Here is a 6,137-nt window from a genome sequence, read left to right as displayed (position 1 = left end):
CGCGCGCCCTGCCCGTGGGCCCCGGCACCGCCATCCGGATCGGCAAGACGGTCATGGAGCTCGAGGCCTGAGCATGTCCCTGGTCCTCCGCTACGCCGCCCGCTCCGACGTGGGCCGAGTCCGCGCCGGCTCGCTCGAGCAGGTCGACGGCCTCGAGCACGGCTAGCAGGTGGGAGCGGTCGTGGTAGTGCCGGTGCGGCTGCGCCCAGCGCTCCCGCAGGTCTCGGCCGGCCGCGTCCACAGCCTCCGCCCGCGCCCCGGTGCCCTCGAAGAGCGCGGCCCAGCGCCGGGCCAGGACGGCGTCCCGCTTCTCGGCGCGGCCGCGGGCGGGCACCCGCAGGCCGGAGGCCACGAGCCGGCGGACCAGCTCGCGCCCGCTCACGGGCACGGCGCCGAGGGCCACGAGCTCCTCGCACCGGTGGGCGGGGACGTCGTAGTGGTCCCGGTCGAACGCGCGCTCGGGCAGCCCGGCCGAGCGCGCGAACGCGTGCAGCTCCTCGAGGGAGGCGTCCGAGACGAGGTGGGCGAACACGGTGCCGTGGGCCGGCCAGGCCGGCGGGTCGATCAGGACGGTCATGGCACCACTCTAGGAAGCAGGCCGCGGGGCGCGGCCGCCCTCGGCCGCGCCCCGCGGTGCGCACACGCGCTCAGTGGCGGAACATGGCGGCGTTCGCGGCCTCCGCCTCCTGGTACTGCTGGGCGGCGGCGTCCATGGCGCGGCGAATGCCGGCCAGCGACTCCTCGACGCGCTGCTGGGTGGCCCGCCACTCGGTGAGCACCCCCTGGAAGTTGGCGGCCGCCTGGCCGCGCCACGTGTCCTGCAGCTGGCGCAGGTGCGCCTCCATGGCGCCCACTTCGGCCTGGAGGCGTCCGATGGAGCCCTCCACGGCCCCGCTCTTGGCCCGCAGGTCCTCGACGTCGATCTGCACGATGCTCATGTGCCTGTCCCCTCTGCTTCGATGCTGGTGGCGGCGGGCGCCGCCGGGCACCACGCTAGGGACGGTCGGGTGCGGCGGGGCCGGGCTCCTCCTCGCCTGGGGATGCAGCGCCCTCGGCGGGGGCCTGTGCAGGAGTCCCGGCCCGACGGCGGCGCTCGGCCGAGGCCCGCCGGAATCGCTCGCCGGCGCGCAGCAGGCGGCTGCGCCGGGCCGCGTCCACGACGCTGGCCCCCGCCCCCGAGGGCGCGACCAGGCCGAGGGGGCCGGTGTGGGACGCCTCGGCGGCGTCCTCCGACTCCGTCCCGGGGCCGGCGTCGTCCTCGTCCTCGAGGTCATCGTCGTCCTCGAACGGGGCCCACGGCAGGTGCACGGAGAACGTGGCGCCGCCGCCCTCGGTCTCCAGCAGCCGCACGGAGCCGCCGTGCTGGGCCACGATCGCCGCGACGATCGCCAGGCCCAGGCCGGTGCCGCCGGTCTCGCGGTGCCGGGAGGTGTCCGCCCGGTAGAACCGCTCGAAGATGCGGGCCGCGTCCTCCTCGGACACGCCCAGCCCGTGGTCGCGGATCTCGATCACGGAGGTGCGGCCCTCGCCGTCGCCCGCGGCCCCGGGTCCGCCCAGGGGGTCCACGGTGCCCACGGCGATCTCGATCGGGGTGCCGGCCGGGGTGTAGCGCAGCGCGTTGGCCATGAGGTTGACCACCACCTGGCGCATCCGGTTCTCGTCGCCCACGATCGGCGCGGAGCCGGCCCGGCCGCCGTCGAGCCCCACGAGCGTGACCTTGCGGTCCGGGGCGTTGACGGAGGCGTCCATCATGGAGTCCATCGCCAGGATCAGCAGGTCCACGGGGGCCAGCTCGAGGGGGCGCTGCTCGTCCAGGCGAGCCAGCGTGAGCAGGTCCTCCACGAGGCGGGTCATGCGGGTGGCCTCGGACTCGATGCGCTGCATGGCCGCGGCGACGTCCTCCTCCTCGCGCAGCCCGCCGTGGCGGTAGAGCTCGGAGAAGCCGCGGATCGTCACCAGCGGGGTGCGCAGCTCGTGGGAGGCATCCTGCACGAAGCGCCGCATCTTGTCCTCCGAGACCTCCTTGTCCCGGAAGGCGGACTCGATGTGTGCGAGCATCGCGTTGAGCGAGCGGGAGAGCCGGCCGACCTCGGTGTCCGGGGCGGCGCTCTCCACGCGCTGGGTCAGGTCGCCCGCCGCGATCTTGGCGGCGGTGCGCTCCACGCGGTTCAGGGCGCGGAACGCGCGCTGGACCGCCAGGTTGGCCACGATCACGGTGCCCGCCGTCCCGAGCAGGCCGATGGTGACCACGAGCGAGGTCACGCGCTCCACGGAGGAGCGCACGCCCTCCAGGGGCAGGGCCACCGCCATGGTGCCGTCGCCGCTGCTCAGCCCGTACAGCTGCACGCGCCACCGGCTGGACTCGTCCTGCGTGCCCGCCACCTCGAAGGAGGCCGAGCCGATCTCGAGCGCCCGCTCCGGGGTGATCGAGGGCAGGTCGGGCTCGTCCGAGCCCGGCACCACGGGCGTCTGGACCACGCGGTCGCCGTCGTTGTCCCAGACGACGCCGTAGTAGCGCAGGATGGGCAGCTGCGGCATGTAGTACTCGCCCGTCTGGGCGACGTTGGCCAGGTACATCGAGACCGTGTCCCGGTTGGCGGCCATGTCCTCGTCCAGCTGGCGGACCGCCTCCTGGCGGAACAGGGCGGCGGTGGCGATCGCGGTCACGGCGACCAGGGCCAGCATGAGCACCGTGATCATCATGACCAGCTTGGTGCGCAGGGACTGGCCCCGCCACGCGGAGCTCAGCCAGGCGCGCGGGTGGCGGGCGCGGGCCGCCGCGGCGTCGAGCCGCCCGCCCACGTCAGCGCTTGTCCGCGGCGCGGAGCATGTAGCCGACGCCGCGCTTGGTGTGGATCATCTTCTCGCGGCCGCCCACGTCGATCTTGCGGCGCAGGTACGAGATGTAGGACTCCACGATCGAGGCGTCCCCGTTGAAGTCGTACTCCCACACGTGGTCGAGGATCTGGGCCTTGGACAGCACGCGGTTGGGGTTCATCATCAGGTAGCGCAGGAGCTTGAACTCCGTGGGGGAGAGCTCCACGACCTCGCCGCCGCGGCGCACCTCGTGCGCGTCGTCGTCGAGCTCGAGGTCGCCCACCCGCAGCACCGCCGCGTCGTCGTCCAGGGAGGCGGTGCGGCGCAGCACCGCGCGGATGCGGGCGACCACCTCGTCCAGGGAGAACGGCTTGGTGACGTAGTCGTCCCCGCCCACGGTCAGGCCCGTGATCTTGTCCTCGGTGCCGTCCCGGGCCGTCAGGAACACCACGGGGAAGTGGCGGCCCGCGGCGCGCAGGCGGCGGGTGACGGTGAACCCGTCCATGTCCGGGAGCATCACGTCCAGGACGGCGAGGTCCGGCTGGAACTCCTCGGCGGCGTCCAGGGCCTCCCGGCCGTTGGCGGCGGCCGTGACCTCGAAGCCGGCGTAGCGCAGGGACGTGGAGAGCAGCTCGCGGATGTTGGGCTCGTCGTCCACCACGAGGAGGCGTGCTTCGGGGTTCTGAGACTGCATGGGGCCAGTCAACCCGGCGAACCTGGGAGGTCGCTGACACCCCGCTGGACGGGCTGTCTCGCGCGGAGCCCGCCCGCCCGGGGCGATCCGTCAGAGGCGCGAGCGGCCCACGGCGCCCAGCACCACGTGCAGCAGCATCAGCGAGAAGCCCACCGGCAGCCCGAACATGGCCAGCGCGTACAGGGCGGGGACCGCGGGCCAGGAGAAGAAGTACGCCGCGAGCAGGCCCAGCAACGCCACGAAGGACACCGCGGTGACCGCCACCCCGAGCACCAGGACGACGCCGCGGCCGCCGCGCCGGTCGGCGGCGGGGGCGGAGGGCGAGGGGGCGGGGCGGGCGGTGGTCTGCGACATGCCGGCCACTCTAGTCGGGCTATCCTGGGAGGTCATTGACGACCACGTCCTCCGCCGTCACCTCCGGGCGCACGGCCAGGCTGGACCGCACCGATGCCGCGGCGCACCGCCGCGCCGGCGCCGGACCCCGCCGACCCGAGACGAGCGCACGGCAGCCCAGGGCGCCGGCGCGATGCGGGGGACACCGACGACGAGGAGCAGGTGCCGCACATGCCCACCGGACGCATCAAGTTCTACGACTCAGCCAAGGGCTTCGGCTTCGCCCAGACCGACGAGGGCGAGGAGGTCCACGTGCCCTCCTCCGCCCTGCCCGCCGGCGTGACCGAGCTGCGCGGGGGCGCCCGCGTCGAGTTCGGGGTGGCCGAGGGCCGCCGCGGCAAGCAGGCGCTGTCCCTGCGCGTGCTCGACGCCGCCCCCTCCTCGGTCCGCAACCACCGGCCCCGGCCGGCGGAGATGGCGGTCCTCATGGAGGACCTCATCCGGTGGCTGGACCAGACCTCGAACGGCCTGCGCCGCGGCCAGTACCCCCAGAGCGGCCAGGCGAAGAAGATGGCGCAGGTGCTGCGCCGCGTCGCCGACGACCTGGAGGCCTGAGCCATGACCGACCGTGAGGACGCCACGCCCGTCGAGCAGGAGCAGCCGGCGCCCGCCGCCGAGGAGGCCGTCGTGAAGGCCCCGCCCGCGCGCCGTCGCGCGCCGCGCCGCGACGACCTGCTCGCCGCCGCCGTGGACGAGGCCCGCGCGGGCCTGGCCGGGCTGGCCGCGCCGGAGGAGGTGGGCGAGCACGTGGACGTGCTCGTGGACGACGACCGCCTGGTCACCCACCGCTTCGAGTCCCGGCTGCCCGGCTACGCCGGCTGGCTCTGGTACGCCACGATCGCCCGGGCGCCGCGCTCGCGCCTCGTGACGGTGTGCGAGACCGGCCTGGTGGCCGGCGAGGGCGCACTCGTGGCCCCGCCGTGGGTGCCCTACGCCGAGCGCGTGAGCGAGGAGGAGCGCGAGCGCCTGCGGGCCGTGGCCGAGGGCCGCGTGCCCGCCGCCGCCGCCGGCCAGCCCGCGCCGGAGGACGACGGGAAGGGCTGACGCCCCGCGCCGCCTTCGGCCGTCCGGGGACGGGTCAGCCCAGCTGCTCGACCACGTGGTCGATGCAGCGCAGCAGCGCCGAGACGTCCTCCGGGTCGATGGCCGCGAACGTGGCGATGCGCAGCTGGTTGCGGCCGAGCTTGCGGTAGGGCTCCACGTCCACCACCCCGTTGGCCCGCAGCGCCTTCGCCACGGCCGCGGCGTCGACGTCGTCGCTGAAGTCCACGGTGCAGATCACCCCGGAGCGGTCCTCGGGGCGCGCCACGTACGGGGTCGCGTAGGAGGACGCCTCGGCCCACGCGTACACCCGCGACGAGGAGTCCGCGGTGCGCGCGGCCATCGCCGCCAGGCCGCCCTGCCCGTTCATCCAGCGCAGCTGGGCGTCGAGCATCACCAGGGTGGCCAGGGCCGGGGTGTTGTAGGTCTGGTCCTTGAGCGAGTTGTCCACGGCGGTGGACAGGTCCAGGAAGTCCGGGATCCAGCGGCCGGACTCCTTGATCTCCGCGACCCGCGCGAGGGCGCGCGGGGAGAACAGGGCCAGCCACAGGCCGCCGTCGGAGGCGAAGTTCTTCTGCGGGGCGAAGTAGTAGACGTCTGCCTGCGAGACGTCCACGTCCAGGCCGCCGGCGGCGGAGGTCGCGTCGATCACCACGAGCGCGTCCTCGTCGATCCCCTCGGGACGCGCCACCGGGGCCATAACGCCTGTGGAGGTCTCGTTGTGGGGCCAGGCGTACACGTCGACGCCGGCCACGGCCTCCGGCTCGGGGCGGGAGCCCGGCTCAGCGGTGCGGATGTCCGAGGCGCCGAGGAAGGGGGCCTTGTCCGTGGCCTTGGCGAACTTGGAGCCGAACTCGCCGAAGCTCAGGTGCTGGGCGCGCTCGCGGACCAGGCCGAACGCGGCCGCGTCCCAGAAGGCGGTGGAGCCGCCGACGCCGAGGATCACCTCGTAGCCCTCGGGGGCGGAGAACAGCTCGGCGACGCCGGCGCGCACGCTCGCGACCAGGTCCTTCACCGGCTTCTGGCGGTGGGACGTGCCCAGCAGCCCGGCGGCGTCCTGCAGGGCCTGCAGCTGCTCGGGGCGGACCTTGGAGGGGCCGGCGCCGAAGCGGCCGTCGGCGGGCAGCAGGTCCTGGGGGAGGGTGATCTCGGCGGGGGAGGCCATGGCATGCTCCTGGGGCTTCGGGGTCGG

Annotated in this window: 8 protein-coding genes; 2 read left to right on the top strand and 6 right to left on the bottom strand. The window is 74.7% G+C overall.

Annotated elements, in window-relative coordinates:
- From NWP10_RS02740 to NWP10_RS02720, 5 genes are all read right to left on the bottom strand, one after another.
- The coding region (locus tag NWP10_RS02740; protein WP_258299813.1) for a DUF4031 domain-containing protein at positions 1–577 on the bottom strand (577 nt) is incomplete at its 3' end.
- 70 nt (positions 578–647) lie between these two features.
- Positions 648–938, bottom strand: a complete 291-nt coding sequence (locus NWP10_RS02735; RefSeq protein ID WP_258299812.1) for a WXG100 family type VII secretion target — start codon at positions 936–938, stop codon at positions 648–650.
- A 55-nt stretch (positions 939–993) separates the two neighbouring features.
- Complete coding sequence (locus tag NWP10_RS02730) at positions 994–2,802, bottom strand: cell wall metabolism sensor histidine kinase WalK (protein ID WP_248195181.1); 1,809 nt, start codon at positions 2,800–2,802, stop codon at positions 994–996.
- Between the two features lies 1 nt (position 2,803).
- The gene (locus NWP10_RS02725; RefSeq protein ID WP_158495161.1) at positions 2,804–3,511 is read right to left on the bottom strand and encodes a response regulator transcription factor; all 708 of its coding nucleotides are present in this window, start codon (positions 3,509–3,511) and stop codon (positions 2,804–2,806) included.
- A gap of 90 nt (positions 3,512–3,601) precedes the next feature.
- A complete protein-coding gene (locus NWP10_RS02720) occupies positions 3,602–3,865 on the bottom strand; it encodes a hypothetical protein (protein ID WP_026106956.1) in 264 nt (87 codons plus the stop codon).
- Positions 3,866–4,075: 210 nt separating this feature from the next.
- On the opposite strand from NWP10_RS02720, the gene NWP10_RS02715 reads away from it, so the two are divergent.
- Both NWP10_RS02715 and NWP10_RS02710 read left to right on the top strand, forming a co-directional pair.
- Positions 4,076–4,459, top strand: coding sequence for a cold-shock protein (locus NWP10_RS02715; RefSeq protein ID WP_026106957.1), 384 nt, complete (start codon positions 4,076–4,078; stop codon positions 4,457–4,459).
- Positions 4,460–4,462: 3 nt separating this feature from the next.
- Complete coding sequence (locus NWP10_RS02710) at positions 4,463–4,948, top strand: DUF3027 domain-containing protein (protein ID WP_258299811.1); 486 nt, start codon at positions 4,463–4,465, stop codon at positions 4,946–4,948.
- Between the two features lie 34 nt (positions 4,949–4,982).
- Here the strand turns inward: NWP10_RS02710 and serC are convergent, their stop codons facing one another.
- Complete coding sequence (gene serC / locus NWP10_RS02705) at positions 4,983–6,110, bottom strand: phosphoserine transaminase (RefSeq protein ID WP_258299810.1); 1,128 nt, start codon at positions 6,108–6,110, stop codon at positions 4,983–4,985.
- Positions 6,111–6,137: the final 27 nt, after the last annotated feature.

The organism is Micrococcus sp. HG099 (assembly GCF_024723355.1).
Taxonomy (GTDB): domain Bacteria; phylum Actinomycetota; class Actinomycetes; order Actinomycetales; family Micrococcaceae; genus Micrococcus; species Micrococcus endophyticus.
This window is presented reverse-complemented; position numbering and strand designations above follow the sequence as displayed.

What these genes read in the sequence shown, in the direction of transcription:
- NWP10_RS02735 (WP_258299812.1), bottom strand. Translation starts at nt 938, where the DNA reads ATGAGCATCGTGCAGATCGACGTCGAGGACCTGCGGGCCAAGAGCGGG.
- NWP10_RS02725 (WP_158495161.1), bottom strand. Translation starts at nt 3,511, where the DNA reads ATGCAGTCTCAGAACCCCGAAGCACGCCTCCTCGTGGTGGACGACGAG.
- NWP10_RS02720 (WP_026106956.1), bottom strand. Translation starts at nt 3,865, where the DNA reads ATGTCGCAGACCACCGCCCGCCCCGCCCCCTCGCCCTCCGCCCCCGCC.
- NWP10_RS02715 (WP_026106957.1), top strand. Translation starts at nt 4,076, where the DNA reads ATGCCCACCGGACGCATCAAGTTCTACGACTCAGCCAAGGGCTTCGGC.
- NWP10_RS02710 (WP_258299811.1), top strand. Translation starts at nt 4,463, where the DNA reads ATGACCGACCGTGAGGACGCCACGCCCGTCGAGCAGGAGCAGCCGGCG.
- serC (WP_258299810.1), bottom strand. Translation starts at nt 6,110, where the DNA reads ATGGCCTCCCCCGCCGAGATCACCCTCCCCCAGGACCTGCTGCCCGCC.